General features: G+C 63.9%; 26 protein-coding genes. 16 read left to right on the forward strand and 10 right to left on the reverse strand.

Annotation, left to right across the window (positions count from 1 at the left end; translation table 11 throughout):
* Window positions 1-126: 126 nt before the first annotated feature.
* From aspS to WA950_RS16810, 3 genes are all read right to left on the reverse strand, one after another.
* Window positions 127-1,917 carry an aspartate--tRNA ligase gene (aspS, locus tag WA950_RS16800; RefSeq protein WP_424552860.1) on the reverse strand — a complete coding sequence of 597 codons (1,791 nt, stop codon included), beginning with the start codon at window positions 1,915-1,917 and terminating at the stop codon, window positions 127-129.
* A gap of 255 nt (window positions 1,918-2,172) precedes the next feature.
* On the reverse strand, window positions 2,173-2,775 hold the full coding sequence (locus tag WA950_RS16805) for an NUDIX domain-containing protein (protein WP_424552861.1): 603 nt from the start codon (window positions 2,773-2,775) through the stop codon (window positions 2,173-2,175).
* Window positions 2,776-2,791: 16 nt separating this feature from the next.
* Window positions 2,792-4,972: a molybdopterin-containing oxidoreductase family protein gene (locus WA950_RS16810; protein WP_424552973.1), complete on the reverse strand. Its 2,181-nt coding sequence runs from the start codon at window positions 4,970-4,972 to the stop codon at window positions 2,792-2,794.
* A 36-nt stretch (window positions 4,973-5,008) separates the two neighbouring features.
* Between WA950_RS16810 and WA950_RS16815 the strand changes: the two genes are divergently transcribed.
* From WA950_RS16815 to WA950_RS16825, 3 genes are all read left to right on the forward strand, one after another.
* On the forward strand, window positions 5,009-5,869 hold the full coding sequence (locus tag WA950_RS16815) for a 23S rRNA (adenine(2030)-N(6))-methyltransferase RlmJ (RefSeq protein ID WP_424552862.1): 861 nt from the start codon (window positions 5,009-5,011) through the stop codon (window positions 5,867-5,869).
* A gap of 74 nt (window positions 5,870-5,943) precedes the next feature.
* Window positions 5,944-6,672 carry a ribonuclease T2 family protein gene (locus WA950_RS16820; RefSeq protein ID WP_424552863.1) on the forward strand — a complete coding sequence of 243 codons (729 nt, stop codon included), beginning with the start codon at window positions 5,944-5,946 and terminating at the stop codon, window positions 6,670-6,672.
* A 14-nt stretch (window positions 6,673-6,686) separates the two neighbouring features.
* Window positions 6,687-7,277, forward strand: coding sequence for a glutathione S-transferase (locus tag WA950_RS16825; RefSeq protein ID WP_424552864.1), 591 nt, complete (start codon window positions 6,687-6,689; stop codon window positions 7,275-7,277).
* Window positions 7,278-7,335: 58 nt separating this feature from the next.
* Here WA950_RS16825 and WA950_RS16830 read toward each other — a convergent pair whose 3' ends face one another.
* Window positions 7,336-7,977: an outer membrane protein gene (locus tag WA950_RS16830; RefSeq protein ID WP_424552865.1), complete on the reverse strand. Its 642-nt coding sequence runs from the start codon at window positions 7,975-7,977 to the stop codon at window positions 7,336-7,338.
* A gap of 358 nt (window positions 7,978-8,335) precedes the next feature.
* Between WA950_RS16830 and WA950_RS16835 the strand changes: the two genes are divergently transcribed.
* The 5 genes from WA950_RS16835 to WA950_RS16855 all read left to right on the forward strand — a co-directional run bounded on the left by WA950_RS16835 (window position 8,336) and on the right by WA950_RS16855 (window position 12,648).
* Entirely contained in the window at window positions 8,336-9,100 is a 765-nt protein-coding gene (locus tag WA950_RS16835) for an SDR family oxidoreductase (protein ID WP_424552866.1), read from the forward strand.
* The gene (uvrC, locus tag WA950_RS16840; RefSeq protein WP_424552867.1) at window positions 9,097-11,145 is read left to right on the forward strand and encodes an excinuclease ABC subunit UvrC; all 2,049 of its coding nucleotides are present in this window, start codon (window positions 9,097-9,099) and stop codon (window positions 11,143-11,145) included. The genes WA950_RS16835 and uvrC overlap by 4 nt, the downstream gene beginning before the upstream one ends.
* 186 nt (window positions 11,146-11,331) lie before the next feature.
* On the forward strand, window positions 11,332-11,916 hold the full coding sequence (gene pgsA, locus WA950_RS16845; protein ID WP_424552868.1) for a CDP-diacylglycerol--glycerol-3-phosphate 3-phosphatidyltransferase: 585 nt from the start codon (window positions 11,332-11,334) through the stop codon (window positions 11,914-11,916).
* 1 nt (window position 11,917) lies between these two features.
* Entirely contained in the window at window positions 11,918-12,172 is a 255-nt protein-coding gene (gene moaD / locus WA950_RS16850) for a molybdopterin converting factor subunit 1 (RefSeq protein ID WP_424552974.1), read from the forward strand.
* Window positions 12,173-12,174: 2 nt separating this feature from the next.
* Entirely contained in the window at window positions 12,175-12,648 is a 474-nt protein-coding gene (locus WA950_RS16855) for a molybdenum cofactor biosynthesis protein MoaE (protein ID WP_424552869.1), read from the forward strand.
* A 6-nt stretch (window positions 12,649-12,654) separates the two neighbouring features.
* Here WA950_RS16855 and WA950_RS16860 read toward each other — a convergent pair whose 3' ends face one another.
* On the reverse strand, window positions 12,655-13,551 hold the full coding sequence (locus WA950_RS16860) for a branched-chain amino acid ABC transporter permease (RefSeq protein WP_424552870.1): 897 nt from the start codon (window positions 13,549-13,551) through the stop codon (window positions 12,655-12,657).
* A gap of 63 nt (window positions 13,552-13,614) precedes the next feature.
* On the opposite strand from WA950_RS16860, the gene WA950_RS16865 reads away from it, so the two are divergent.
* Window positions 13,615-14,169 (forward strand): CGNR zinc finger domain-containing protein, encoded by a 555-nt coding sequence (locus WA950_RS16865; protein ID WP_424552871.1) that lies wholly within the window; start codon window positions 13,615-13,617, stop codon window positions 14,167-14,169.
* On the forward strand, window positions 14,166-14,669 hold the full coding sequence (locus WA950_RS16870; protein ID WP_424552872.1) for a hypothetical protein: 504 nt from the start codon (window positions 14,166-14,168) through the stop codon (window positions 14,667-14,669). The genes WA950_RS16865 and WA950_RS16870 overlap by 4 nt, the downstream gene beginning before the upstream one ends.
* An 83-nt stretch (window positions 14,670-14,752) precedes the next feature.
* On the opposite strand, the gene ndk is transcribed toward WA950_RS16870, so the two are convergent.
* Window positions 14,753-15,175: a nucleoside-diphosphate kinase gene (ndk, locus tag WA950_RS16875; RefSeq protein WP_424552873.1), complete on the reverse strand. Its 423-nt coding sequence runs from the start codon at window positions 15,173-15,175 to the stop codon at window positions 14,753-14,755.
* Window positions 15,176-15,279: 104 nt separating this feature from the next.
* Complete coding sequence (locus tag WA950_RS16880; RefSeq protein WP_424552874.1) at window positions 15,280-15,969, reverse strand: glutathione S-transferase family protein; 690 nt, start codon at window positions 15,967-15,969, stop codon at window positions 15,280-15,282.
* 133 nt (window positions 15,970-16,102) lie between these two features.
* Here WA950_RS16880 and WA950_RS16885 point away from each other — a divergent pair, with 133 nt between their 5' ends.
* From WA950_RS16885 to WA950_RS16905, 5 genes are all read left to right on the forward strand, one after another.
* Window positions 16,103-16,612 (forward strand): DinB family protein, encoded by a 510-nt coding sequence (locus WA950_RS16885; RefSeq protein WP_424552875.1) that lies wholly within the window; start codon window positions 16,103-16,105, stop codon window positions 16,610-16,612.
* Between the two features lie 199 nt (window positions 16,613-16,811).
* Window positions 16,812-17,096, forward strand: coding sequence for a hypothetical protein (locus WA950_RS16890; RefSeq protein WP_424552876.1), 285 nt, complete (start codon window positions 16,812-16,814; stop codon window positions 17,094-17,096).
* Window positions 17,097-17,272: 176 nt separating this feature from the next.
* Window positions 17,273-18,355: a GGDEF domain-containing protein gene (locus WA950_RS16895; RefSeq protein WP_424552877.1), complete on the forward strand. Its 1,083-nt coding sequence runs from the start codon at window positions 17,273-17,275 to the stop codon at window positions 18,353-18,355.
* Window positions 18,356-18,469: 114 nt separating this feature from the next.
* On the forward strand, window positions 18,470-20,350 hold the full coding sequence (locus WA950_RS16900; protein ID WP_424552878.1) for an ABC-F family ATP-binding cassette domain-containing protein: 1,881 nt from the start codon (window positions 18,470-18,472) through the stop codon (window positions 20,348-20,350).
* Window positions 20,351-20,550: 200 nt separating this feature from the next.
* The gene (locus WA950_RS16905) at window positions 20,551-21,657 is read left to right on the forward strand and encodes a TRAP transporter substrate-binding protein (RefSeq protein WP_424552879.1); all 1,107 of its coding nucleotides are present in this window, start codon (window positions 20,551-20,553) and stop codon (window positions 21,655-21,657) included.
* 127 nt (window positions 21,658-21,784) lie between these two features.
* Here the strand turns inward: WA950_RS16905 and WA950_RS16910 are convergent, their stop codons facing one another.
* Complete coding sequence (locus WA950_RS16910; protein ID WP_424552880.1) at window positions 21,785-23,560, reverse strand: TRAP transporter large permease; 1,776 nt, start codon at window positions 23,558-23,560, stop codon at window positions 21,785-21,787.
* Window positions 23,557-24,132, reverse strand: a complete 576-nt coding sequence (locus WA950_RS16915; protein WP_424552881.1) for a TRAP transporter small permease subunit — start codon at window positions 24,130-24,132, stop codon at window positions 23,557-23,559. The genes WA950_RS16910 and WA950_RS16915 overlap by 4 nt, the downstream gene beginning before the upstream one ends.
* Window positions 24,133-24,378: 246 nt before the next feature.
* On the opposite strand from WA950_RS16915, the gene WA950_RS16920 reads away from it, so the two are divergent.
* A complete protein-coding gene (locus WA950_RS16920) occupies window positions 24,379-25,305 on the forward strand; it encodes a Gfo/Idh/MocA family protein (protein ID WP_424552882.1) in 927 nt (308 codons plus the stop codon).
* An 85-nt stretch (window positions 25,306-25,390) separates the two neighbouring features.
* On the opposite strand, the gene WA950_RS16925 is transcribed toward WA950_RS16920, so the two are convergent.
* A complete protein-coding gene (locus WA950_RS16925; RefSeq protein WP_424552883.1) occupies window positions 25,391-25,840 on the reverse strand; it encodes a DNA polymerase III subunit chi in 450 nt (149 codons plus the stop codon).
* Window positions 25,841-25,843: the final 3 nt, after the last annotated feature.

Below are 25,843 nucleotides of genomic sequence, written 5' to 3' on the forward strand. Positions count from 1 at the left end.
ATTTCGACTGATTGCGCACGAAATTGGGATCGACTGGCGGCGAATTCGCGGCTTTGTGGCGTCTTTCGTCAAAAAAAGGGGCCGGTGTTTCCACCGGCCCCTTTTCAGGAATATCCGCTCCGCAGCTTAGTCCTTCTTCGGCGAAGGAACGACGCGCAGCGCCAGTTCGCGCAGCTGCGCGGGCGTTGCCGGCGACGGCGCGTTCATCAGCAGGTCCTGCGCCTGCTGGTTCATCGGGAAGAGCGAGATTTCGCGCAGGTTCTTCGCACCGACGAGCAGCATGACGACACGGTCGATGCCGAAGGCGCAGCCGCCATGCGGCGGGGCACCGTACTGGAAGGCGCGGTAGAGGCCGCCGAAGCGCTCTTCCACATCCGACTGGCTGAGACCGACCTTCTCGAACGCCTTGACCATCAGGTCCGGCGACTGGTTACGGATCGAGCCCGAAGCGATCTCAAAGCCGTTGCAGACCGCGTCGTACTGGTAGGCCTTCAGCTCCAGCGGGTCCTTGCCGTCGAGCGCCTCGATGCCGCCCTGCGGCATGGAGAAGGGGTTGTGGGCGAAGTCGATCTTCTTTTCTTCCTCGTTGTATTCGTAGAACGGGAAGTCGACGATCCAGCAGAATTCAAAGCGGTCGCGATCGACGAGGTTCAGCTCCTCGCCGGCGCGGGTGCGGGCTTCGCCGGCAAACTTGTAGAACTTGGCCGGATCGCCGGCAACGAAGAAGCAGGCGTCGCCGTCCTCGAGGCCGAGCTGCGTGCGGATCGCCTCCGTGCGCTCCTCGCCGATGTTCTTGGCGAGCGGACCTGCGCCCTCCATCTTGTCGGCTTCCTTGCGCCAGAAGATATAGCCGAGGCCGGGCTGGCCCTGGCTCTGTGCCCAGGCGTTCATGCGATCGCAGAAGGCGCGCGAGCCGCCGGTCCGGGCCGGAATCGCCCAGACCTGGACCTTCGGGTTGGACGCGATCATGTTCGCGAAGACCTTGAAGCCGGAACCGGCGAAGTGGTCGGTGACAGCTTCCATGACGATCGGGTTGCGCAGGTCCGGCTTGTCGGAGCCATATTTGCGGATCGCCTCGTCATAGGGAATGCGCGGCCACTTCTTGGTCACGGGCTTGCCGTCGGCAAACTCCTCGAAGACCGACGTCATCATCGGCTCCATCGTTTCCCAGACGTCCTCCTGGGTGACGAAGCTCATCTCGACGTCGAGCTGGTAGAACTCGCCCGGCAGGCGGTCGGCGCGCGGGTCTTCGTCGCGGAAGCACGGCGCGATCTGGAAGTAGCGGTCGAAGCCGGCAACCATCAGGAGCTGCTTGTACTGCTGCGGCGCCTGCGGCAGCGCGAAGAACTTGCCTTCATGGGTGCGGGACGGCACGAGGAAGTCGCGCGCGCCTTCCGGCGAGGAAGCGGTCAGGATCGGCGTCGTGTATTCGGCAAAGCCCGCCTCGCCCATGCCCTTGCGCATGGAGGAGATGATCTGCGTGCGCTTGACGATGTTCTTGTGCAGCGTCTCGCGGCGCAGGTCGAGGAAGCGGTACTTGAGGCGCACGTCTTCCGGATAGTCCGGCTCGCCGAAGACCGGCAGCGGCAGTTCCTTGGCGGCGGAAAGCACTTCGATTTCCTGCGCGTACAGCTCGATCTCGCCGGTCGGCATGGTCTTGTTGACCGTGTCGTCGGTGCGCGCCTTGACGGTGCCGTCGATGCGGATCACCCACTCGCCGCGCACGGTTTCAGCCTTCTTGAAGGCCGGGCTGTCCGGGTCGGCGACGACCTGGGTGATGCCGTAGTGGTCGCGCAGGTCGATGAACAGCACGCCGCCATGATCTCGAACGCGGTGGACCCAGCCGGAAAGACGGACGTTGCCGCCGACATCCGACTTGCGGAGAGCGGCGCAGGTGTGGCTGCGGTATGGGTGCATCGTGGTATCCTGAAATACTGAAAGGCCGCGCGGGAAGAACCCGGCGCAGCGACCAAGAAAATCGCGCGGAAAAGCGCATGACCACGTCCGTTTGTCAAGGCTTGCGGGTCTTTTGCCGGGTGATCTGCGGCGGTTGCCACCCGCAAACCGGCGGGATCGGGCAAGAAGGACGGGCGGTTCACCAGCGCGGAACGACGCCGCATCTTTCCCGTTCCGCGACAAGCCCACGGCCCGCGGAGGGAATCACCCGTCGCGTCAGCCGAAAGTGCCGCGGTGAAGCATCAGCCATTGCAGCAGCATGATCGTCTTGGCATCGACGATACCGCCGGTTGAAACGAGGCCATAGGCTTCGTCTATCGGCATTTCGACGACCTCGATATCCTCGCCCTCGCCCTCGCCGTCCACGCCACCGCCCTCGCCTTGGCGCCTGGTGGCATCGATATGGGCGGCGAAGCAGGAGACGCGCTCCGTCAGGGTGCCGGGACTTGCAAACATATCGAAGACATGGCGCAGATCCCGCACGGCATAGCCGGTCTCCTCCATCGCCTCGCGGCCGATTGCCTCCTGCGGGCTGTCGTCATCGAGAAGGCCCGCCGGCACCTCCAGCAGGAAGCCGTCCGCATGGCCGCCGAGAAAGGCGCCCGGACGAAACTGCCGCACGAGGATGACGGTCTGGCGGGCGCGGTCGACCAGCAGCACGGCGGCGGCCGCGCCGTGATCGTGCACCTCACGGTCGAGCCGTTCGACCCGGCCATCCTGGCGCACCTGCTCCAGAACGAGGGTGCTGAGATGGATGAAGCGCTTCCAGACCGTCTTCTGTTCGACGATGCGGACGGGCGACGGCTTTTCTACGCGCATGAGAGATCCTTCGAGGTCAGGCCTTGCGCAGCCAGACGCGGTTGTCGTGGAAAGCAGCGCCGCCATAGGGCGCGATGGGATCGGCACCGGTCAGCACATTGATGCCTTCACCATCGAGATGGGCGGAGTTCGGCCAGATGCCCTCGGCGATCAGCACGCCGGGCTTCGCCCCGTCCGTCACCTTCGCATGCAGGCGGATGTCGCCGCGCACATTGCCGATGCGCACGATATCGCCTTCCGCGATGCCGCCCGCAACCGCATCCACCGGGTGGATCATCACCTCCGGCCGGCCCTCGCGTTCACGCGAGCCCTTGGTTTCGGTGAAGGTGGAATTGAGGAAGGTGCGCGCCGGCGAGGTCGCAAGGCGGAACGGGTGCGCCGCGTCCGCCGTCTCGATGACGTCGACATGATCAGGGAAAGCCGGCAGCGCCTCGTGCGGGCCGAAGGCGCCGAGCACCTTGGGCGGCTTGTTGGGCGCCGGCGTGTCCGTCCAGTTCGGGCGGAACCGGAATTTCCCGTCCGGGAAACCGAACCCCTTGGCGAAATGCGCCGTTTCGAAGTCCGGCTGGCAATCGATCCACTTCTCCTGCTGCAGCCCGTCAAAATCCATTTCGTAATAAGGCAGCATGCGAGTGATGTGCTCGCGCTCGGAAAGGCCGAAGCCCGGCAGGGTGTCGACGCCGAGACGCCTGGCCAGTTCCTCGATGACGAAGAGATTGGTGCGCACGCCCCCCGGCGGGTCGACCAGCTTCGGGCCGAGCAGGATGTGCTGGTGGCCGCCGCCGCGATAGATGTCGTCATGCTCGACGAACATCGTGGCGGGCAGCACGATATCGGCAAGCTTTGCCGTATCGGTCATGAACTGCTCGTGCACCGCGACGAAGAGATCGTCACGCAGGAAGCCCTGCTTCACCAGGCGCTGCTCGGGAGCGACATTCACCGGATTGGTGTTCTGGATGAGCATGGCCGTGACGGGACCGCGATCGCGCAGCGCGACGGCGTCACCGGTAAGAATGCGGCCGACCTGCGACTGGTCGAGCATGCGGATATCCGGGTCGACGAACTTCATGCCCATCAGCTCGCTCTTGCGCAGATGGAAGATGCCGGAATTGCTGTGGAACGCGCCGCCGCCTTCATATTGCCAGGAGCCCAGCACGGTGGCGACCGAGAGCGCCGCATGCATGGAGACCGCGCCGTTGCGGCTGCGGGTAAAGCCGTAGCCGAGGCGGAAGAAGCTCTTCTTCGTCTGCCCGACGAGCGCGGCGAAGGTCTCGATCTCCTCGACGGCAAGGCCGGTGATGTCGGCCGCCCAGGAAGGGCTGCGGGTCGCAAGATGCGCTTCGAGGCCAGCGGGATCGTCGGCGAATTTTTCCATATAGGCGCGGTCGGCATAGCCGTCGCGGAAGGCGACATGCATGACGGCGCAGGCGAGCGCCGCGTCGGTGCCTGGCCTCAGCTTCAGCGCGATATCGGCCTGCTTCATCGTCGGGTTGTCGTAGACGTCGATGACGACGATCTTCGCGCCGCGCTCCTTGCGGGCCTTCACCGCATGGGTCATCACGTTGACCTGCGTGGACACGGCATTGGTGCCCCAGATCACCACGCAATCGGACTTCGCCATTTCGCGCGGATCGGGACCGCGCAGCGTGCCGGCCCCCATGGTGAAACCGGTCCAGGCCGGGTTGGTGCAGATGGAATCGAAGAATCCGGAATAGCGTTTCGCGTGGCGCAGGCGCTCGATGGAATCGCGCTGCACGAGGCCCATCGTACCGGCGTAGTAGTAGGGCCAGACGGCCTCCGTGCCGTAGGCCTGCTCGGCCTTGACGAAGCTTTCGGCGATGGCGTCGAGCGCGGCCTCCCAGGAGATGTCGGCCCATTCGCCGCCGCCCTTCTCCCCCTTGCGCACCAGCGGCTTCATCAGCCGGTCGGGATGGTAGAGGCGCTCGGCGTAACGCGCGACCTTGGCGCAGATGACGCCGGCCGTATAGCTGTTGTCGGCGCTGCCCTTGACGCGGCCGATGCGGCCGTCCGCGCATATCTCGACATCGAGCGCGCAGGTCGAGGGACAGTCGTGCGGGCAGGCTGAATGGCCGATCCGCGGTTTTCCAAGATGGGGGGTCGCAACGTTCATGGCTTTTCTATATTGCAGAGCGTGAATGGCCAAAAGGCAAATCATTCTACCATCGCAACAATTCATCGTCGCATCAGGGCGCTTGATCGCCGCGGGGACCGCATGAACTATCGTCACATCTACCATGCCGGCAATTTCGCGGACGTGCTGAAACATGCCGTGCTCGCGCGGCTCATCGCCTACCTGCAGGCCAAGGACAAGGCCTTTCGCGTGCTCGACACCCATGCCGGCATCGGGCTTTACGATCTTTCCAGCGAGGAAGCCCAGAAGACCGGCGAATGGCGCGACGGCATCGGCCGGCTGCTCGACGGCGAGATGCCGCCGGCTGCCGCGGAAATCCTCGCTCCCTACCTGAAGGCCGTTCACGATTTGAATCCGGACGGCGGGCTAACCTATTATCCGGGCTCGCCAAAACTTGCCCGCATGCTCTTCCGTCCGCAGGACCGGCTTTCGGCCATGGAACTGCATCCGGACGACTACGAGACCCTGCACCGCCTCTTCGACGGCGATTTCCAGAGCCGCATCACCCAGCTCGACGGCTGGCTCTCGCTCGGCGCGCATCTGCCGCCCAAGGAGAAGCGCGGCATCGTGCTGGTCGATCCGCCCTTCGAGATCGAGGGGGAATACGAGCGGCTGGTGGACGGGCTGGAAAAGGCCGTGCGCCGCTTTGCCGGCGGGGTCTATTGCCTGTGGTATCCGCTGAAGAAGAACGCCCCCATCGCCGCCTTCCACAAGGCGCTGAAGGAAACCGGCATTGCGAAGATGCTCTGCGCCGAACTCACGGTCAGGAGCGACCGGGAAACGACGGGATTGACGGGCTCCGGCCTGATCGTCGTCAATCCGCCCTATACGCTGAAGCAGGAACTGGACGTGCTGCTGCCCTTCCTCAAGGAGCGGCTGGCGCAGGACCGCTTCGCCTCGGCGCGCGCCTTCTGGATCGCGGGAGAAGCAAAGACCTCTTGACCTTTGCCGTTCGGCGGCAACAATCGCGCGCCGAACCGGGAGATCCGCATGACGCCTTTCCTTGCAGCCGCAGAATGAATCGGCTGCCCTCCTCCACCCTCGTGCGGTCCGCCGGGCTGCTGTTCGCCGGCCTGGCCCTGCTCACCGCCTGCAGCGAGGAAAAACCGGCTGAAAAACAGAAGGCAGAGGCCAGCCGCAAGGCGTCGCAAGCACAGGCGCAGCTTCCGCGCGGCAAGGGGTTCGACTTCTACGTCCTGTCGCTCTCCTGGTCGCCGACCTGGTGCGCAGAAAACGATTCGGCGGGCAGGACACAGCAATGCCGCCGCGGCGAGAACAACGGCTTCATCGTGCATGGCCTCTGGCCGCAGAACGAGCGCGGATACCCGGAATATTGCTCGACGCGCGAGCCGGACCGGGTGCCGGAATCGCTTGGTCGCACCATCCTCGATATCATTCCCTCGATGGGCCTGATCGGCCACCAGTGGCGCAAGCACGGCAGTTGCTCGGGCCTTGGCCAGAGGGATTATTTCGCCGTCACCCGGGCGGCCTTCGAGCGCATCCGCATTCCCGCCGGGCTGGAAGCACAGCGCGGCATGGCCCGCCTGTCACCCGACGCCGTCGAGGAAACCTTCATCGCCGCCAATCCCGGCCTCGACCGCAGGAGCATTGCCGTTACCTGCGAGGACGGGCGGCTCGAGGAGGTCCGCATCTGCATGACGGCGGACCTCTCCTTCCGTGCCTGCCCCGCCGTCGATCGCGCCGCCTGCCGTGCCAAATCCATCGAACAATTGCCCATCCGCTAAACAGGACACAGCCGATGAAGATTTTCTATTCCGCCAACTCGCCCTACTCCACCAAGGTGCGCATGGCCGCGCTCTATGCCGGACTTGCGCCGGAAGAAATCGCGGTCGATACAAGCGCCGACCCCGCCGAACTGCTCGCAGCCAACCCGCTGGGTAAAATTCCTGCGCTCCAGACCGATGACGGCCTTGGCGTTTACGACAGCCGGGCCATCATGAACTATATCGACCGCCAGACACGCGGCTCGCTCTATCCGCGCAATGCGGTCAAGCGTACCGAGGTCGACATTCTGGAGGCGACGGCCGACGGCATTTGCGACAGCCTGCTCTCCATCGTCTACGAGCGCCGCATGCGGCCGGAGGAAAAGGTCTATCAGCCGTGGATCGACCGGCAATGGCAGAAAGTCGAGCGCGCGCTCGATCATCTGGAGGCCAACATGCCGCGCCTCGGCAAGAAGCCCAATGCCGGCCATTTCGCGCTGGCCGCCATGCTGCGCTACATCGAGTTGCGCTTTGCCGGAAAGTGGCAGCGCGGCCGGCCGAAGCTGAAGCGCTACCTGACACGCTTCGAGGCCGTCTTCCCCGAATTCGCCCAGTTCAAGGACTGAGCACAAACAGAAAGGCCGGGCGCAAGCCCGGCCTTCTCAATTGTCCAAACCGTCAGGCTTAGAACTTCACGCCGAGACCGACGCGAACGCTGTGGTCTTCTGCAGCAGCGCGAACGCGGGTGCCGCCGACATCGTAGTTCTTCTTCTGGTAGTCGGTGTAGCGGTATTCGACGCGTGCCGTGATGTTGTTGGTCACGAAGGCTTCCGCACCGACGCCAGCCGTCCAGCCGAGCGCATTGCGATCGTCCTTGGCACCGGCGTTGTTCTTCACTTCGACATTGGCGGCGGCGAGACCGGCCGTGCCGTAGAGAAGAACCGGGTTGAGGTCGATACCGACGCGGCCACGGAGCGAGCCGTTGACGCCCTGCTTGGTGGTCAGGCCGGCGGCGCGGTTGTGGGTGTCGACGCCCGAGTAGTTCAGGTCGGCTTCACCGCCGTAAACCATCTGGCCGTTCTGCATGTTGTAGCCGCCGTAAACGCCGCCGCCGAGGGAGTTGCCCTTGGCGCCGCCCATTTCGCTGCGCTGCCAGCTGGCCGTACCACCGGCATAGCCACCGGCCCAGTTGCCGCTTGCAACCGGCTCGGCATAGTCAGCGGCCGGAGCCTGCGGAATGTCGTCGATTGCGTCGGCAGCGTGTGCGGCCTGGAAAGCAGCGATGGAAACGGTCGAAGCGATGAGGGTAGCGATGAGTGTACGCATGATATTCTCCTATACTAAACGACGCCCTCTTTATGGGAGGCTGTCGGGCGTCGTCATTCCAATTAGTCCCGCCCGGTTGAGGTGGAAATTGAATAAAGATTGAGGAAATGAAAGAGCCAAAATGTGAAATGATTGTGGCAGAGGCGCGGCACAAATTGGATGTGTCTTTTAAGCGACAGGTAATTTGTTAACCATGATTTCACTATCGGCAGATTATCGTAAAATATACTTCAAATTACTCCGGAAGTGCTTTTGCGGTTAAATTTTCCGAAACCATTCTTCAGGGGAGTTTAAGCCTGCGCAGAGATGTCTATATCTGAAGCCGGTTAAACGAATGAATCGGCAGGACGGACTTTCCTTGAAGAAAACCTTGAAGACAGCCCTCGTGACGGGCGGCGCAAAACGCATCGGCAAGGCCATTGTGGAAGATCTCGCGGCCAATGGCTTCGCCGTCGCCATCCATGCAAACGGCTCCATGGAGGAAGCGGAAGCGATCGCCCGCACGCTCAACGGGCGCGGCCTGAAGGCAGCCGCCGTCCATTGCGACCTGGCAGACGGGGCGGCGACGGCGCGGCTGATTGCGGCGGCGAGCGATGCCGTCGGCCCGCTCGACCTCCTCGTCAACAATGCCTCCCTCTTCAAGCCGGACACCGTGGCAGCCTTCGACGATGCGCTCTGGGACCAGCACTTCGCCGTGCATGTGAAAGCACCGTCCATCCTCGCCCGCGATTTCGTGCGCCAGCTTCCCCATGGCGTGGCGGGTTCGATCGTCAACCTTATCGACCAGCGGGTCTGGAACCCGACGCCGCGCTACTATTCCTACACGCTTTCCAAATCGGCGCTGTGGATGGCAACACGCACCATGGCGCAGAGCTTTGCGCCGGGGGTGCGCGTCAACGCCATCGGCCCCGGCCCCTCCCTGCCGAACGAGCGGCAGGACGATGCCGACTTCCAGGCGCAGGTGAAGGGCCTCATCCTGCGGCGCGGCCCGGCGCTTGAGGAATTCGGCCGCACAGTTCGCTTTTTGTTCGACACGCCATCCATTACGGGGCAAATGATAGCGCTCGATGGCGGGCAGCATCTCGCCTGGGAAACACCGGATGTCGCGGAGATCGAGGAATGAACGGCCGGAAGGTAGAGGACGGCGGCGTCCTCTATGACGAGAACGAAACGGACGACGAGGACGAGCTTCAGGAAAGCCCTGTCGGCAGCACCGTCGCGCCCGGCAGCGCCACTCCGGAAATGGACTGGAACGAGGGCGGCGACGTGCCGGAAGGCATCAGCGGCGCCGAACTGATCCAGGTCTTCGTCAAGCGCCTGCCCAACAGCCCGGGCGTCTACCGCATGTTCAATGCGGATGGCGACGTTCTCTATGTCGGCAAGGCGCGCAGCCTGAAAAAGCGCGTGACGAACTATGCGCAGGGTCGCGGCCATTCCAACCGCATCACGCAGATGATTCGCCAGACGGCAAACATGGAATTCGTCACCACGCGCACCGAGACAGAGGCGCTGCTGCTCGAGGCGAACCTCATCAAGCGCCTGCGCCCGCGCTTCAACGTGCTTTTGCGCGACGACAAGTCGTTTCCCTATATCCTCGTGACCGGCGACAGCCGGGCGCCCGCCATATTCAAGCATCGCGGCGCGCGCAGCCGCAAGGGCGAGTATTTCGGCCCCTTCGCGTCTGCCGGCGCGGTCGGGCGCACCATCAATTCGCTGCAGCGGGCCTTCCTGCTGCGCACCTGCACCGACAGCGTATTCGAGACGCGCACGCGGCCGTGCCTGCTCTACCAGATCAAGCGCTGTTCCGCTCCGTGCACCCATGAAATCAGCGACCGGGACTATGCCGAACTGGTGCAGGAGGCGCGCGACTTCCTTTCCGGCAAAAGCCAGAAGGTCAAGGCGCATATGGCCGACGCCATGAATGCCGCCGCGGAAGATCTCGATTTCGAGCGCGCCGCCGTCTATCGCGACCGGCTGGCGGCGCTCAGCCACGTCCAAAGCCACCAGGGCATCAATCCGGCCGGAGTAGAGGAAGCAGACGTCTTCGCCATCCATCACGAGGGCGGCGTTTCCTGCATCCAGGTGTTTTTCTTCCGCACCGGGCAGAACTGGGGCAACCGCGCCTATTTCCCGAAGGCCGATCCGCAATTGACGGGCGCGGAAGTGCTCAACGCGTTCCTTGCCCAGTTCTACGACGACAAGCCCTGTCCGCGGCAGATCCTGCTGTCCGAACCGGTCGAGGAAATCGACCTCCTCTCGCAGGCGCTGTCCGAGCGCTCCAACTACAAGGTCTCGATCGCCGTGCCGCAGCGTGGCGAGAAGAAGGACCTCGTCGACCATGTGGTGGCCAATGCCCGCGAGGCGCATGGCCGCAAGCTGGCCGAAACGGCCTCGCAATCGCGCCTTCTCGAAGGCCTGGCCGCGACCTTCAAGCTTCCTCACGTGCCGCGCCGCATCGAGATCTACGACAACTCGCACATCATGGGCACCAATGCCGTCGGCGGCATGGTGGTGGCGGGGCCGGAAGGCTTCGTGAAGGGGCAGTACCGCAAGTTCAACATCAAATCGACCGACATCACCCCCGGCGACGACTTCGGCATGATGAAGGAAGTGATGACCCGGCGCTTCTCCCGCCTCATCAAGGAAGAAGGCTTGCCGGAGCGCAATGCCAACCAGGGTGCGGAGGCGGCGGACCAGCCCTTCCCCGCTTGGCCCGATGTCATCCTCATCGACGGCGGCCAGGGCCAGATGACGGCGGTGCGGGCGATCCTCGAGGATCTCGGCATTACCGATCAGGTGATCGCCATCGGCGTCGCCAAGGGCGCCGACCGCGAGGCCGGTCGCGAGCGCTTCTTCATGCGGGGCATACCGGATTTCTCGCTGCCGCCGCGCGACCCCGTGCTCTACTTCGTGCAGCGCCTGCGCGACGAGGCCCACCGCTTCGCCATCGGATCGCACCGGGCGCGGCGCAAGAAGGAAATGGTCCGCAACCCGCTCGACGAGATCGGCGGTATCGGCCCGACGAGAAAGCGCGCCCTGCTCCAGCATTTCGGCACCGCCAAGGCTGTCTCGCGCGCGGCGATGGCCGACCTCATGGCCGTCGAGGGCATTTCGGAAAGCGTCGCCCGCGTCGTCTACAACCATTTCCATGACGATGCGGCGGGATAGCCGGACGGTAGGCCGTCGACACAAGCGATCCTGCGGAAAAATCAGCTTTTTTTCGCCTCGAACAGGGGATGAACCGCCTTATTGGCCAGCGCTCCGTAAATTCGCCACCAATTGCCGGAAACAATGGTTGACGGCACCGTCACAAAGACCTCATCTAGCCGCAAAGACAGTCGAGACAGAAAATCCATGGCTTCCCGCGCATACAGCATCCCGAACCTGCTCACTTACGCCCGCATCGTGGCCGTTCCCCTCATCGTGTTCTGCTTTTTCATCGAGGGCCGCCTGCAATCGTCGGACTTCGCGCGCTGGACGGCGTTCGGCCTGTTCGTCGTGGCGTCGATCACCGACTATTTCGACGGCTACCTTGCGCGCATCTGGAACCAGACGTCGAATATCGGCCGCATGCTCGACCCGATCGCCGACAAGCTGCTGGTCGCCTCGGTGCTGCTGCTGATGGCTGCGGACGGCACAATCGCCGGCTGGACCATCTGGGCGGCGATCATCATTCTTTGCCGCGAAATGCTCGTTTCGGGCCTGCGCGAATATCTGGCGGACCTCAAGGTCAGCGTTCCCGTCACGCGCATCGCCAAGTGGAAGACGACGATCCAGATGCTCGCCATCGGCTTCCTGCTGGCCGGCCCCGCCGGCGACAAGGTGCTGCCCTATACGACCGAGATCGGCATCGGCCTGCTCTGGGTCGCGGCAATCATCACCATGTATACCGGCTACGACTATTTCCGCGCTGGCCTGAAGCACATCGTGAACGGATAGGATCATGAAGCTCGTCTATTTCGCCTGGGTGCGCGAGAGGATCGGCAAGGGCGAGGAAGAGATCGACCTGCCCGCCTCCGTAAAGACGGGCGGCGATCTTCTCCGGCACCTGAAGACGCTCGGCGAGGACTACGCCCACGCGCTGGAGCACGAGAACGTCATCCGCATCGCGATCAACCAGGAGCATGTCGAGCACGACGAGTCGATTGCCGGTGCCCGCGAGATCGCCCTCTTTCCGCCGATGACGGGGGGCTGAACGTGGCTCGCGACGCCTCGGCTCCGGTCATCGTTCGCGTCCAGCACGAAGATTTCGACGCTGCGGCCGAGACGGCGCGCCTTACGGCCGGGGGAGCCGCCGCCGGCGCCATCGTGGCCTTCACCGGCCTTTGCCGCGATGAGGGCGGAAAACTTGCCGCGCTGGAGCTCGAACACTATCCGGGCATGGCGGAGGCCGAGATCGGCCGCATCTGCCACGAGGCAGTGCAGCGCTTCTCGCTTCTCGGCGTCACCGCCATCCATCGGGTCGGCAAGATCGCGCCGGGCGACAACATCGTTCTCGTCATCGCCGCCGCGCCGCACCGCCACGCCGCCTTCGACGGCGCATCCTTCGTCATGGATTACCTGAAGACTTCTGCCCCCTTCTGGAAGAAGGAGCACTTTGCCGATGGCCGTACCGGCGGCTGGGTCGACGCCAAGGAAAGCGACGACCGGGCGCGGGACAAGTGGGCGTAGCCTGCGCTACGGCACCAGCCGCTCCCGCCGAAAAATCACCAGCAGCAGCACCAGCGCGGAAAAGATCACCAGATCGCGCCACAGGAAATCGCCATAGGCGCTCCAGAGCGTTTCCGCCAGGCCCATGGCCGCGCCGCCGAGCGCCGATAGCAGCGGCGCCCCTGCCCCGCCGATGGCGGCGATGAATAGCACCTTCACACCGAAGACGAGGCCAGCGCCGAAATCCATGTTGCCGTAATAGGAGACGGCGAGGATGCCGGTCAGGCTGGCGATCAGCGCCGCGCCGGCATAGGCGGATAGATAGACGCCCGCCGCATCGACCCCGCACAGTTCCGCCGCCAACCTGTCCTGCGACACCGCCCGCCAGCGCCTGCCCCAGGCGGAGCGGGCGAGGAAAACGTGGCCGATCGCGACGATGGCCGCCATGGCCAGCGTGTTTGCCAGTTGCAGCACCGTCAGCGCCACCGGAAAGGCGGGGTCGTTCCAGAGGACCACCGGCGTGGAGAGCAGCGGCGGTAGCCAGAGGCTGCGCGTGTCCGAGGCAAGCCGCGCTGTCTCCATCAGCACCAGCACGACACCGAGGGCCGCGACCACGACCGTATTGTCCGAGGAGAAGGCGAGCGGGCGTATGACATGGCGGCCGATCACGAAGCCGGCGCCGACGCTGTAGACAAGCGCGATCACCGCACCGAAGGCGAGCGCCGCCGGCAGCACGAGCCACAGCTGGTTCCAGCCATAGCCGGCGAAGAGCACGAACATCTGCGCTGCGAAGGCAAAAAGCCCGCCGTAGCCGATATCCGCCCGGCGCGTCACAGCAAAGGCGATGGAATAACCGAATGCAAGCGCCGCATAGAGCGCGGCGACCGGCACGGCATTGGCGAGCTGTTGTAGGAAATAGGCCATGGGCGTTCCAAGCGTCCCGCAAATTATAACTGGCAATATTGGATTTACCAGTTAGAATATTTCATGACCTTCTCCTGGACCCCGCATCGATTTTCCGGCGGCGCGCTCGCGCTCGATGTCGCGAATTCGATCGTGCTACGCGCCGATCCCGAACGGCGGATCGACCGCTTCGCCGATGCCTCGGTGATGGACGCCTTTCCGGGTGGCGCAAACCGGCATGGCGCCGAGCGCGCCCTGTTCGGCCCGCTCGAACCGGTGACGAACGACGCGCGCCTGGGGCTGATCGATCTTCGCGAGGCGATCGACCGGCATTTTCGCGCGGAAATTCTGGGGGCGGGAAAACCGGCGCTGCTCGCCGACCTGCTGGAGGCCATCGCGGCGGTGCTGCGCCGCTCCGGCGAACGGCCGCAGGCGCTCGACACCGCCACCGCCCGTTCCGCACTTCTGCTGCTCGCGCGGCCGGAGCCGGACAGGCTGAAGATCTGTCCGAACTGCAATTGGCTGTTCCTCGATCGCAGCCGCAATCGCTCGCGGGCCTGGTGCGACATGGCGGTCTGCGGCAACCGGGTGAAGGCCAGCCGCCACTATCGTCGCAATCGTGAGGACCCCCGGCCATGAAACGGGCGCTGCTTATCCTGCTGCCGCTTGCACTGTTCCTGGCCGCTTGCCAGCGCGAGACGGGGCCCGATCCGCTGAAGCTGACCGGAAAAATGTTCGTCTTCAACTACCGGCTCGCCTACGCGACCTATCTCGTCACCCTGGAACAGACCGAACCATTGCCGGAGGGCTCCGTCGTTAAGGCCGAATTCGAGAACCCGGCCGGCGGTGCGCCGCTGACGCTGGAGCGCAGGATTTTTCCCAACCTGCCGCGCGTGGTGCTGGAGAGCCCGGACATTACCTGCGTAAAGAAGGACCGGCCCTACAAGGTCACGGTCGCGGTCGTCGGCCCGGATGGCAAGCGGCTACAGCTGCTGGAAACGCAGGTGACCTCCAATGTCGACCAGAGCATTCTTCCGGCAAAGCCGCTCGTCGTCGGCCCCGGCTACGACAAGAATCCCGACGTCTTCAAGGACGGCAGGACGCCGGAGCATTTCGAAATGGCGCGCTGCCCGTTCTGACGCCAAAACGAAGAAACCGGAGCCTTTCGGCCCCGGTTCCAGAGTCTTTTCAAAGACTTCCGGCCTCAGCCGGACAATCCGATTCAGCCGACGATTTCGGTGTCGGAGAACCAGTACTTGATTTCCTGGGCAGCGGTTTCCGGAGCGTCCGAACCGTGGACCGAGTTCTCGCCGATGGAGAGAGCGTGGGTCTTGCGGATCGTGCCTTCGTCGGCATTGGCCGGGTTGGTGGCGCCCATGATTTCGCGGTTCTTCAGGATGGCGTTCTCGCCTTCCAGAACCTGGACGATCGTCGGGCCCGAGGTCATGCCTTCAACGAGTTCGCCGAAGAAGGGGCGTTCCTTGTGAACGGCGTAGAAGCCTTCGGCTTCGCGCGTGCTCATCCAGACGCGCTTGGAAGCCACGACGCGGAGGCCCGAATCTTCGAGCATCTTGGTGATCGCGCCGGTCAGGTTGCGCTTCGTCGCGTCCGGCTTGATCATCGAAAAGGTGCGTTCAATCGCCATTTTCCGGTTTTCCTTGGTTTTGCTGTGAAAGTGGCGGTTCAATAACCGCCCGCGTCCCGCAAAACAAGGGGGTGGCGGCGTTTGGCGATCTCAGCGGCAAACTTTCATGCAGCCGTCACATGATGGCCGACCCCGCCGTGCAGGTCGAGGCAGCGGCGGAACCAGAGCGCGACCGCGTCGTCATCCTCCAGCACCCTCGTGCCCGCCGTGGTGCGCAACCATTGCAGCGCACCGAAGACGATGTAGTCCGGGAAAAGCGGCCCCGCGCCGCCGATGAAGGGCTGGACCTTCAGCATGTTGCGCAAGGGCTGGAGCTTTTTCGCAAAGCCCTCGATCTCCGCCCTGCCCGCAGCCGCAATGTCCTCCAGCGAGGCGCCGAGCCTCTCCTCGCGGCTGTGGCGGAAGTACTCCCGGTCCGCGGCCCCGAGAAGATTGTGGATGTCGAGGATCGCAATGCGGGTGACGGCCATATGCAGCGTCGATTGCGACCAGTTCTCGATAAAGCGGGCCATCGCCTTGCCGCCCTCGCCGCCGAACAGCGACGGCCGGTCCGGATAGGTCTCGTCGAGATAGAGCGCGATATCGAAACTGTCGCGGACCAGTTTTTCGCCGTCGCGCAAGAGCGGCACCGTCGCCGTCGCGCCGCCCTCGATGGCCGCGATCGCGGTGAAGCCGACCGGCACCGTCTCGTAGTCCAGCCCCTTGTGGGCGAGCGACATCACCGTCTTCCAGACATGGGGCGAAAACTGGCGGGCCGTGTCGACCCCCGCAAGGGCATAGAGCAGTCGGGTCATGAAAGCCTCGTCGTTCTGGTCGCCCATTGGAGCGCAGGGCGGCCGCGAGTGCAAATCAGATAATTTCATGGGTCGCATTCGTGCAGGCGATGGCAAGCCGTCCTATACTCGCGACATCGAAGGAGAGCCTCCAATGCTCAACCATTACCGCATGTTCGCCGCCTACAATGCCTGGGCCAACCGCGCGCTCTACGAGGAAGTCGGCAAGCTCGACGACGACGCCTATCGCAGGAATCTCGGCGCCTTCTTCGGCTCGCTGCACGGCACGCTGAACCATCTGCTCACCGCCGACCGCATCTGGTTGAAGCGCTTCATCGGCCAAGGCGATGCGCCCCGGAGCCTCGATACCGTCCTCCACGAGGATTTCGCGGACCTCTGGGCCGCGCGACAGGCTGAAGACGCGCGCATCGTGGCCTTCATCGGCTCGCTGACGGAGGAGAGGATCAGGGCGGACATCACCTATAGCCCGCTCACCAATCCGGCGATCGTCACCCACCCGCTCGGCGCGGCGCTGACCCATGTCTTCAACCACCAGACCCACCATCGCGGTCAGTGCCATGCCATGCTGACGGCACTCGGCGGGCCGAGCATCACGCTGGACTTGATCTATTTCGTTCGTACCGAGGGCAAGGAATTCCTATAAATTTTAGGGTGAGTACCATCTTCCTGTTCCTGCAACAGTAGTGATACAGTGAAGGTGTATGGAAGTGCTCGACATCGATTTAGGGGGCTGCTCCGCCCTGTCACCCAGGTGACAGGCACGAGCGATCGGTGATGGGATAGTCGCTGCCATTGGGGCTGACGCCGAACGGCGCATGCCTCGCCCGAAGAGAGGATTTATGATGGCAAGAACGAGCGAAGAGTGGGCAGCCCTGCTCGGCAGTACGCTTTGCAAGATGGCGCGCGTCTACGGCACCGACGCCCCGAACGCCTACCTGCCGGAGGAGTGCTACCCCGTCATCGAAAAGACGCTCGACGTGGCGCTGCAGGAGGCGCGTGCCGAGGGTTATGCCGCCGCCATGCGCGATTTGCAGCAGAACCGTCCTGCCCGCGCCGCCAAGGTGCAGCGCCTGACGGTGATCGGCCAGGTCATGCGGGCGATCCCGCTTGCCCGGCGCATCGCCTGACAAGAACTGCCCACGAGGGTTGGCGGCGGTCGCCAACCCGGCGGGACAAGCGCCTTTGCGCCTGTGGTTGAACCCCTGATTCAGCACACGTAAAATTAACCGCCCGATCCGATAGTTGCACCCGTGACTTCCCAGCGCGCAGGCCGCTTGCGCCGCGCCCGACCGGACGGCGTTTCATGAACAGCAAAGCCACCCCTGCCCGCCAAGACGCCCAACCCGCCGTTTCGCCGATCATGGCGCGCATCGCCCATACCATGGCCAATTTCGGCATCGCCCCCCTGCCGCGCAACTACGAACTGCTGTTCGAGGCATTGAACGGCAATGCGCGCGTCGGTCGCGAGATTGCGGCCCTCGGCAAGGCACCCGAGCAGGCGGCCCTCGATGCGCTTGCGCTGCGCCATTCGTTACCGAGCCACAATGTGCTCGCCGCCGGACAGGCGGCCGGGGAAGCCGTGCGGGTGCTTTCCGAAATATCCAGGGCGTCGGCGGAGAACCACCGCCACCGCGCCGCCGCCATGCAGGAACTGGAGGAGATCGCCGCCCGCATGGACCGAGATCCGGTGCTGGGCCTCTCCGATTTTGCCAGCGATACGGTGCGCCTGCTGTCCCTCGTCCGCGGCATTCTCGGATCGGACAAGGCGACATCCGCGCGGATCGACGATCTTCAGGCCCATCTCGACGGCCTGCGCTCCGGCCTGACCATCAGCCGCGAGGCCTTGACCCATGATCCGGTAACGGGCCTTGCCAACCATGCGGCCCTGCTCGGCCATCTGAAGACCGTCTTCACGGAAGGTTGGAGCGACGGCTCGTCCGCCCTCCTCCTTTTCCGTGTCGAGCAGTTGCGGCAGTTTGCCGAAACCCACCCGGCGGGTGCAGCGGAGAAGACACTGAAGCGGCTCGCCGCCATCTTCCGCCGCTCGGTGAAGAAGGAGGATTTCGTCGCCCGCACCGGCCCGGATCTCTTCTGCCTGCTGCTTTCCAATGTCGACCGCGAGGTCATCGTTGCCATTGCCCGGCGCATTGCCGCCCGTGTCGCGGAAAAACCCTTCCCCTTCATGGATCGCGAGCTTCCCGCCGGTTTCCTGACGCTGACGGCCGGCATCTCCATGAGCGATTCCGCCCAGTCGCCCGTCATGTTCTACGAGCATGCGGAGCAGGCGCTCGGCTATGCGGCGGAGACCGGCATTGCGCTGCGCATCTACTCGGCCGAGGTCTCCGAGCGGGCGGGACGCACCTATCGCGCGGGCAGCGTCGCCTGAACAGGCCCATGCCTTCCGCGTTGGGCTGCCGCCCGGCCCTGTCTTTTTGCTTTGGCCCGATTTCGATCGCAAAACCGCTTCGCACTTTTGCGGGAATTGATCTATAGACCCGGCATGATCACGATTTCCGGCCTCACCGCCCGCATCGCCGGGCGTCTCCTCATCGACAATGCGTCCCTCTCGCTGCCGAGCGGCGTGAAAGTGGGTCTCGTCGGGCGTAACGGCACCGGCAAGTCAACGCTGTTTCGCGTCATCACCGGCCAGCTCGCCTCGGAAGCCGGCAGCATCTCGATGCCGAAGAATGCGCGCATCGGCCAGGTTGCACAGGAAGCACCGGGCACGGATGAACCGCTGATCGAGATCGTGCTTGCCGCCGACAAGGAGCGCGCAGCGCTGATCAGGGAAGCGGAGACCGCGACCGATCCGCACCGCATTGCGGAAATCCAGACGCGCCTCACCGATATCGGCGCCCATTCGGCGGAAGCGCGCGCGGCCAGCATTCTTGCCGGTCTCGGCTTCGATCATGAGGCGCAGCAGCGCCCGGCCAAGAGCTTTTCCGGCGGCTGGCGCATGCGCGTGGCGCTGGCCTCCGTGCTCTTCTCCGAGCCGGACCTGCTGCTGCTCGACGAGCCGACCAACTATCTCGACCTCGAAGGCACGCTGTGGCTGGAGGAGTATGTCCGGCGCTACCCGCACACCGTCATCATCATCAGCCACGATCGCGACCTCCTGAACACTGCCGTCAACGCCATCGTGCATCTCGACCAGCAGAAGCTCACCTTCTATCGCGGCTCCTACGACCAGTTCGAGCGCCAGAAGGCGGAAGCCGACGAATTGCAGATGAAGGCGAAAGCCAAGAACGAGGCGGCGCGAAAGCATCTGCAAAGCTTCATCGACCGCTTCAAGGCGAAGGCCACCAAGGCCAAACAGGCGCAGAGCCGCGTCAAGGCGCTGGAGCGCATGGGCACGGTGGCGGCCGTTGTCGAGACGCATGTCCAGCCGATCACCTTCCCCGAGCCGGAAAAACAGCCTGCATCGCCGATCGTGGCGATCGAAGGCGGCGCGGTCGGCTACACGCCAGGACAGCCGATCCTCAAGCAGATCAATCTGCGGATCGACAATGACGACCGCATCGCCCTGCTGGGTTCGAACGGCAACGGCAAATCGACCTTTGCGAAATTCATTTCCGGCCGGCTGGAGGCCGAGAGCGGCGCGGTAAAGCGCGCGCCGGGCCTCAAGATCGGCTTTTTCGCCCAGCACCAGATGGACGACCTCATTCCCGGGCAGTCGCCCGTCGAGCATGTGCGCCGGTTGATGCCGGAGGCGCCGGAAGCCAAGGTGCGCGCCCGCGTCGCGCAGATGGGGCTTGCGACGGAAAAGATGTCGACCGCCGCCAAGGACCTTTCCGGCGGCGAGAAGGCCCGTCTCCTGATGGGGCTTGCCGCCTTCGATGCACCGAACCTGCTGATCCTCGACGAGCCGACCAACCACCTCGACATCGACAGTCGCCGCGCGCTCATCGAGGCGCTGAACGACTATAACGGCGCCGTCATCCTGATCTCGCACGACCGCCACCTCATCGAGGCGACGGTCGACCGGCTCTGGCTCGTCAACAATGGCACGGTCAAGACCTTCGACGGCGACATGGAGGAGTACCGCAGCCTCATCGTCCAGTCCGGCAAGAAGGAAGACAAGTCCGCTTCCGCCGGGGGCGAAACCAACAAGGCGGAACTACGCAAGGCCAATGCCGACCGTCGCGCCCAATACGCGCCGCTCAAGAAAAAGATCAATGAAATCGAGTCCCTGACGGCGAAACTGCAGAAGCAGATTCAATTGCTTGATACGGAACTTGCGAACCCCGTTCTCTATGAGAAGACCCCGGCCAAGGCCACCGAGAAGGCCAAGCTGCGCGCGACTACGGTCGACAAGCTGAACGAGGCCGAGGAACAGTGGCTGGAACTGTCTGCCGAATATGAAGAGGCGATGGCGGGCTAACGAATTTCGGCCCCCCGCCGACTTTACCAGTGCCGGTGCAACGCCGCGGCCGACGACGACATTCCCCCTAGACGAAAGTTGCATAGGGCGCGCTGCGCGTTCGTGCGCTCGCCGCTTGTATGCGCCTTTCCGTCATGATTAGCTTCCGCTTGATGACACGAGAGCGGGGGAAATCCGCCGTTCGCCATTGGGAGGAAACTATGGATCGTCGTTCATTCATCAAGAAAGCCGGAGTGGCTGGCGTCGGCGGTGCGGCAGCCACGGTGCTTGCGGCTCCGGCACTCGCGCAGAGCAATCCGAAGATCAACTGGCGTCTCGCCTCCTCGTTCCCCAAATCGCTCGACACGATCTACGGCGGCGCGGAAGTCCTGTCGAAATACGTCTCCGAAGCGACGGACGGCAACTTCCAGATCCAGGTTTTCGCCGCCGGTGAACTGGTCCCCGGCCTCCAGGCCGCCGACGCGGCATCCGCCGGCACCGTGGAAGCCGCCCATACCGTCTCCTATTACTACTGGGGCAAGGACCCCGTCTGGGCGCTCGGCGCGGCCGTGCCATTCGCGCTTAACGCGCGCGGCATGAACGCCTGGCAGTACCATGGCGGCGGCATCGACCTCTTCAACGAATTTCTGGCCACGCAGGGCCTCATCGGCTTTCCCAGCGGCAATACCGGCGTTCAGATGGGCGGCTGGTTCCGCAAGGAAATCAAGACCGTCGCCGACATGCAGGGCCTGAAGATGCGCATCGGCGGCTTTGCCGGCAAGGTCGTCGAAAGGCTCGGCGTCGTGCCGCAGCAGATCGCCGGCGGCGACATCTACCCCTCGCTCGAAAAGGGCACGATTGACGCCGCCGAATGGGTCGGCCCCTATGACGACGAGAAGCTCGGCTTCTACAAGGTTGCGCCCTACTACTATTACCCCGGCTGGTGGGAAGGCGGCCCGACGGTGCATGCCATGTTCAACAAGGCGGCTTTCGAAGGCCTGCCGAAGACCTATCAGTCGCTGCTGCGCACGGCCTGCCAGGCGACCGACGGAGACATGCTGTCGAAATACGACTACCTGAACCCTTCCGCCATCAAGCGCCTTGTCGCTGCTGGCGCGAAGCTGAGCCCTTTCAGCCAGGAGATCCTGTCGGCCTGCTTCGATTCCGCCAACGAGGTCTATGCCGAAATGGAAGAGACGAACCCGACCTTCAAGAAGATCTGGGACTCGATCAAGGCGTTCCGCGGCGAGTACTACCTCAACGCGCAGATCGCCGAATACAACTACGATACGTTCATGATGATCCAGCAGCGCGGCAACAAGCTGTAAGCGCTGACGCAGGCGGAAACAGGAAACCCCGGGGCAGCGATGCTCCGGGGTTTTTCTTTGCCTGAAAACCACAACGGAAAGGGGGCCGGTTTGCGCCGGCCCCCTTTGTGGTTGTTCCGGAAGTTTCTCAGTTGAAGGACGGCGGGCTGGAAAGGTCCGTTGCCGGTTTCTTGGCACCGCCCTCGGCCGGTTTCTGATCGCCGCCGCCCTCCAGCGGGTTGCCGGCGGGAAGCTGCAGACCACCAGGCAGGCCGAGGCCACCGTCATTGTCCGGCAGGGTCAGCCCCGTGCCGAAGCCGGGCACCTCGATCTTGATCGTCGCGGGATCGATGCCGGTGCCCTCGCCCTTGTAGTGCATGACCATGCCGGGGAAGAGGATGGTCAACGCCACCATGACGATCTGGATGCCGACAAAAGGCACCGCCCCCCAATAGATCTGCCCTGTCGTCACCGGCTGGGTGACCTTGCCGGTCACCTTGTCGAGATAGGGCACCTTGGCGGCGACCGAGCGCAGGTAGAACAGTGCAAAGCCGAAGGGCGGATGCATGAAGCTCGTCTGCATGTTGATGCCGAGCAGCACGCCGAACCAGATGAGGTCGATGCCGAGCTTGTCGGCGGCGGGCGCGAGCAGCGGCACGATGATGAAGGCGAGTTCGAAGAAATCGAGGAAGAACGCCAGGAAGAACACCAGCACGTTCACCGCGATCAGGAAGCCCGTCTCGCCGCCGGGCATGGAGACAAGCAGGTGCTCGACCCACAGGTGCCCGTTGACGCCGTAGAAGGTGAGCGAGAAAACCCGTGCGCCGATGAGGATGAACAGCACGAAGGCCGAAAGGCGCGTCGTGGCGGTCAGCGCCGAACGGACCACCTCCATGCTGAGCCGCCCCTTGGCCGCCGCCATGGCCAGCGCGCCGACCGCGCCCATCGCGCCGCCTTCCGTCGGCGTCGCAATGCCGAGGAAGATCGTGCCGAGCACGAGGAAGATCAGCGCCAGCGGCGGGATCAGCACGATGATGACCTGCTGGGCAAGTCGCGACATCATGTTGATGTTGAACGCCTTGTCGGCCAGCGCCACGACATAGATGAAGACGACGCCGACGGTTGCGCCGAGGATATCGGCATTCTCGCCATGCGCCGGATAGAGGTAGATGTGGGCTGCATAGGCAAAGCCCGCCGCCACGATCAGCGCGAGAGCGAGCGATGTCACGCCCGAGCCAAGCGAACGCGCCTCCAGCGGCAGCGCCGGCATGGAATCCCGCTTCAGGAAGGTCATGAGCAGGATGTACAGCATGTACAGGCCCGTCAGCACGAGGCCGGGGATGAGCGCGCCGGCATACATGTCGCCGACCGAGCGGCCGAGCTGATCGGCCAGGACGATCAGCACGAGCGATGGCGGGATGATCTGGGCAAGCGTGCCGGAGGCCGCGATGACGCCGGAAGCGACGCGCCGGTCATAGCCGTAGCGCAGCATGATCGGCAGCGAGATGAGGCCCATGGCGATGACCGAGGCAGCGACGACGCCGGTGGTGGCCGCCAGGAGCGCGCCGACGAAGATGACCGCATAGGCCAGCCCGCCGCGGATCGGCCCGAAGAGCTGGCCGATCGTATCGAGCAGGTCTTCCGCCATGCCGGACTTTTCAAGCACGATCCCCATGAAGGTGAAGAACGGGATCGCAAGAAGCGTGTCGTTCGACATCACCCCCCAGAGCCGTTCCGGCATCGCGTTGAGGAGCGGCCAGGAAAGGTTGATCGAATCCGATAGCGGCGCAAGTTCCACGCCGATGACGAAGAAGAGCAGGCCGTTCGCCGCAAGCGAGAATGCCACCGGGTAGCCGAGCAGCAGGAACACGATCAGCGACATGAACATGATCGGCGCGAGGTTGTCCGCGATGAACTCGATCATGCGCCCTTCTCCTCGGCAGGGGCCGTGTCGAGCGGGGTATGGGTCGGCGTGTAGGGTGTCGGATCCTCCATGTCGCCGCGCATGACGGCGATCTTCTTGATGATCTCCGAAACACCCTGGAAGGCAAGAAGAAGGAAGCCCGCCAGCAGGATGGCCTTGGCCGGCCAGACGATCAGCCCCCCGGCGCTGGAGGAGCCCTCGCCCGAGCGATAGGACATCAAGACGTAGGGCACGAGGAAATAGACCATCAGCAGGACGAAGGGCATCAGGAACAGGCAATGGCCGAGGAGGTCGATCCAGTGCTGCACCCGGCGGGAAAACCTGCCGTAGACGACGTCGATGCGGATGTGTTCGTTCTGCGCCAGCGTATAGGCGGCGGCAAGCATGAAGGCTCCGCCGAAGAGATACCATTGAGCCTCGAGCCAGGCATTGGACGATGTGTTGAATACCTTCCGGACGACGGCATTTCCGGCGCTGACGAGCACGGCGACGAGGATAAGCCAGCCAACGGCCTTTCCGATATTCTGCGTGATCACGTCAATGAGCCGGCTGAAAACCAGCAGCGTCTTCATGAGAAATCCTCCCCGCCCGGCGTGTTATTGGTTTGGTGCCAAGCATGATCAGAGTGCCGATTTCAGGGCTCGTTTCAAGAAAAAAGGCCGGATTTCGCTGCCTTGGAAGTCGTACTAGACGAAAGACGAATACGGCTTTTGCACCGCTGCACAAACGGTAGGCAGTCTGGGCGACCGCACGGTCTTGCTCCCGTCGAAGGTTCTGATAAAACATCCCCAAATCATCATACAAATGAGGGCGGAGCCATGTCCCCGATCAATCTCGCAATCGTCGGCGTCGGCAAAATCGTGCGCGACCAGCATCTTCCGGCCGTCGCAAGGAACAGTGACTACAAGCTGATCGCCGCGGCCAGCCGGCACGGAACGGTGGACGGCATCGAGAATTTCAAATCGATCGACGAGATGCTTGCCGCCGTGCCGGCAATCGAGGCCGTTTCGCTCTGCATGCCCCCGCAGTACCGCTATGAGGCCGCCGAGAAGGCGCTTTCCGCCGGAAAGCACGTCTTCCTCGAAAAGCCGCCGGGCGCGACGCTTTCAGAAGTCGCCGACCTCGAAGCGCTCGCCGCCGCCAAGGGGCTCTCGCTCTTTGCATCCTGGCATTCGCGCTATGCGCCGGCCGTCGAAGCGGCAAGGAGCTTCCTTGCCGGCACGACGATCCGCTCCATGCAGGTGATCTGGAAAGAGGATGTGCGCCACTGGCACCCCAACCAGGAATGGATCTGGCAGGCCGGCGGCCTCGGCGTCTTCGATCCGGGCATCAATGCCCTGTCCATCGTCACCCACATCCTGCCGCGGCCGGTCTTCATCACCGCCGCCACGCTGGAATTCCCGGAGAATCGCGACGCGCCGATCGCCGCCTCGATCACCTTCACCGATGCCGGGGGCCTCGATCTTTCGGCCGAATTCGACTGGCGCCAGACGGGCAAGCAGAGCTGGGACATCGTTGCGCGGACCGAAGCGGGCGAGATGGTGCTTTCCGAGGGTGGCGCCAAGCTCTCCATCGACGGCAAGCTGGTGCATGATGAGCCGGAACAGGAATATCCGATGCTTTACAAGCGATTTGCCGGGATCATCAAGGCGGGCCAGTCCGACGTCGACCTCGCGCCGCTGCGCCATGTCGCCGACGCCTTCATGCTCGGCCGCCGCAAGTTCGTCGAGGCGTTCCACGACTGAGGGTGCCGGCTGGAAGGCCCCTCATCCGCCCTGCCGGGCGCCTTCGCCCACAAGCGGGGCGAAGGAGATAGGCCGGTGCCGGCAACTACGCCTTCTTCGTCCAGCGCCCGTCGCCGTTCTGCTGCCAATAGGTAAGCTGGTGCCCCTCGCCCTTCAGACGCTTCCAGTGCTCGCGTGCCGTCTCGACTTCGGCCTGGTCATAGCCGTCGAACATGAAGATGACGCGATCATAGCCATCGAGCGGCGGCGGCGCGGCGCCGGCGACGATGAAGCGCACCGTCGCGGCGTTCGGGTTGTCGGGCGTCACCGTCAGCAACACCGGCTGCTCGGCGGGAAAGGCCTGCTCGTCCGTGCCATGCGGCACGAAACTTTCCTCGCGAAAAGTCCACAGATGCGTGTCGAGCGCATCGCGCCGCTCCGCGTCGCCAGCCTGCACGACGACGCGCCAGCCGCGCTCCAGACTCTTGTCGAGCAGAGGCGGCAGCGCATCTTCGAGCTTTGATTCCGTCAGATGGTAGAAGAGGACTTCGCTCACTCT

Source organism: Shinella sp. (genome assembly GCF_049651085.1).
GTDB lineage: Bacteria > Pseudomonadota > Alphaproteobacteria > Rhizobiales > Rhizobiaceae > Shinella.

Bases quoted from the DNA above. Each gene is read 5' to 3' on its own strand.
- aspS (WP_424552860.1), bottom strand. From the start codon at position 1,917: ATGCACCCATACCGCAGCCACACCTGCGCCGCTCTCCGCAAGTCGGAT.
- WA950_RS16805 (WP_424552861.1), bottom strand. From the start codon at position 2,775: ATGCGCGTAGAAAAGCCGTCGCCCGTCCGCATCGTCGAACAGAAGACG.
- WA950_RS16810 (WP_424552973.1), bottom strand. From the start codon at position 4,972: ATGAATTGTTGCGATGGTAGAATGATTTGCCTTTTGGCCATTCACGCT.
- WA950_RS16815 (WP_424552862.1), top strand. From the start codon at position 5,009: ATGAACTATCGTCACATCTACCATGCCGGCAATTTCGCGGACGTGCTG.
- WA950_RS16820 (WP_424552863.1), top strand. From the start codon at position 5,944: ATGAATCGGCTGCCCTCCTCCACCCTCGTGCGGTCCGCCGGGCTGCTG.
- WA950_RS16825 (WP_424552864.1), top strand. From the start codon at position 6,687: ATGAAGATTTTCTATTCCGCCAACTCGCCCTACTCCACCAAGGTGCGC.
- WA950_RS16830 (WP_424552865.1), bottom strand. From the start codon at position 7,977: ATGCGTACACTCATCGCTACCCTCATCGCTTCGACCGTTTCCATCGCT.
- uvrC (WP_424552867.1), top strand. From the start codon at position 9,097: ATGAACGGCCGGAAGGTAGAGGACGGCGGCGTCCTCTATGACGAGAAC.
- pgsA (WP_424552868.1), top strand. From the start codon at position 11,332: ATGGCTTCCCGCGCATACAGCATCCCGAACCTGCTCACTTACGCCCGC.
- WA950_RS16860 (WP_424552870.1), bottom strand. From the start codon at position 13,551: ATGGCCTATTTCCTACAACAGCTCGCCAATGCCGTGCCGGTCGCCGCG.
- WA950_RS16865 (WP_424552871.1), top strand. From the start codon at position 13,615: ATGACCTTCTCCTGGACCCCGCATCGATTTTCCGGCGGCGCGCTCGCG.
- WA950_RS16870 (WP_424552872.1), top strand. From the start codon at position 14,166: ATGAAACGGGCGCTGCTTATCCTGCTGCCGCTTGCACTGTTCCTGGCC.
- ndk (WP_424552873.1), bottom strand. From the start codon at position 15,175: ATGGCGATTGAACGCACCTTTTCGATGATCAAGCCGGACGCGACGAAG.
- WA950_RS16880 (WP_424552874.1), bottom strand. From the start codon at position 15,969: ATGACCCGACTGCTCTATGCCCTTGCGGGGGTCGACACGGCCCGCCAG.
- WA950_RS16885 (WP_424552875.1), top strand. From the start codon at position 16,103: ATGCTCAACCATTACCGCATGTTCGCCGCCTACAATGCCTGGGCCAAC.
- WA950_RS16890 (WP_424552876.1), top strand. From the start codon at position 16,812: ATGGCAAGAACGAGCGAAGAGTGGGCAGCCCTGCTCGGCAGTACGCTT.
- WA950_RS16895 (WP_424552877.1), top strand. From the start codon at position 17,273: ATGAACAGCAAAGCCACCCCTGCCCGCCAAGACGCCCAACCCGCCGTT.
- WA950_RS16900 (WP_424552878.1), top strand. From the start codon at position 18,470: ATGATCACGATTTCCGGCCTCACCGCCCGCATCGCCGGGCGTCTCCTC.
- WA950_RS16905 (WP_424552879.1), top strand. From the start codon at position 20,551: ATGGATCGTCGTTCATTCATCAAGAAAGCCGGAGTGGCTGGCGTCGGC.
- WA950_RS16910 (WP_424552880.1), bottom strand. From the start codon at position 23,560: ATGATCGAGTTCATCGCGGACAACCTCGCGCCGATCATGTTCATGTCG.
- WA950_RS16915 (WP_424552881.1), bottom strand. From the start codon at position 24,132: ATGAAGACGCTGCTGGTTTTCAGCCGGCTCATTGACGTGATCACGCAG.
- WA950_RS16920 (WP_424552882.1), top strand. From the start codon at position 24,379: ATGTCCCCGATCAATCTCGCAATCGTCGGCGTCGGCAAAATCGTGCGC.